This window comes from Kineococcus glutinatus, from assembly GCF_039542765.1.
In the GTDB taxonomy this organism is placed as follows: domain Bacteria; phylum Actinomycetota; class Actinomycetes; order Actinomycetales; family Kineococcaceae; genus Kineococcus_A; species Kineococcus_A glutinatus.
On sequence record NZ_BAABIL010000918.1, the window covers coordinates 1 to 733 of the forward strand.

General features: G+C 77.4%; 1 protein-coding gene. It reads left to right on the plus strand.

What is annotated here, in order from left to right; genetic code table 11:
* Window positions 1-6 precede the first annotated feature (6 nt).
* The coding region (scpB, locus tag ABEB16_RS22555) for an SMC-Scp complex subunit ScpB (RefSeq protein WP_425560299.1) at window positions 7-733 on the plus strand (727 nt) is incomplete at its 3' end.

Consider the following 733-nt stretch of genomic DNA (forward strand, 5'->3'; position numbering starts at 1 on the left):
CGAGGCGTGAGCACGACGGATCAGCAGGACCCGGCGCTGGAGCAGGACCCGGCGCTGGAGCAGAACCCGGTGTCGGCGCAGGAGCCGACGGCGGAGCAGGAGGCCGCGGCGGAGCGGGCCGCGGAGGTCGCGGCGCTGCGCCCGGCCCTGGAGGCGGTGCTCATGGTGGCCGACGAGCCGGTGGGCGCCGCCGCGCTGGCGCGCGCCGCGGGCGCTGACGAGGTCGTCGTCGAGGCCGCCCTGCGGGAGCTGGCGGGGGAGTACTCCGACGACGGCCGCGGCTTCGAGCTGCGCGAGGTCGCCGGGGGGTGGCGGATGTTCTCCCGCCCGGAACACTCCGGTGTCGTGGAGGCGTTCCTGCTGGACGGGCAGACCGCGAAGCTGACGCAGGCCGCGCTGGAGACGCTGGCCATCGTGGCCTACCGCCAGCCGGTGAGCCGCGCGCGCGTCTCGGCGGTGCGGGGGGTGAGCGTGGACGGCGTGATGCGCACGCTGCTGACGCGGGGGCTGGTGAGCGAGGCCGGCGTCGAGGCGACGTCCGGTGCGACGCTGTACCGCACCACCCCGGAGTTCCTGCACCGGATGGGCCTGGGCAGCCTCGACGAGCTGCCGCCGCTGGCGCCCTTCCTGCCGGACGCGGCGGAGGTGGACGCGGTGCTCGCCGAGCTGGAGGCACCCGAGGTGCTCGCCGCCGACCCCGCCACCGACCCGGCCCTCGCGCAGCCCGCCGCCG